Raw genomic sequence first — 251 nt, 5'->3', positions numbered from 1 at the left:
AAACAAAGCCTTCCACAGACTTAGATAAAACAAAAAATCCGAGTCATCTTGACGAAATTCTGCATGCTTCTGATCCGCTTGTTGACGCTTATTGGCAGGGCGCTCGCGAGGATCTTGTACAGCAAGCGCGGCAACCACGATAAGCATCTCTCGAATACAGTCAAAATCGCTACCGGCAACTAGCATACGTGCTAGCCGTGGATCGATTGGCATACGTGCCATCTTTTGACCAGTAGGCGTCAGGCTTAGAT

1 protein-coding gene is annotated in these 251 nt (G+C 48.2%); it reads right to left on the bottom strand.

Translation table 11 applies throughout. From position 1 onward, the window contains the following. Positions 1-213: hypothetical protein (locus AAEZ05_RS29530; RefSeq protein WP_350650177.1), on the bottom strand; the 213-nt coding region annotated here is incomplete at its 3' end. Between the last annotated feature and the right edge of the window lie 38 nt (positions 214-251).

The sequence above is a fragment of the Pseudomonas sp. HY13-MNA-CIBAN-0226 genome, from assembly GCF_040310305.1.
Classification (GTDB): domain Bacteria; phylum Pseudomonadota; class Gammaproteobacteria; order Pseudomonadales; family Pseudomonadaceae; genus Aquipseudomonas; species Aquipseudomonas gregormendelii.
This window is presented reverse-complemented; position numbering and strand designations above follow the sequence as displayed.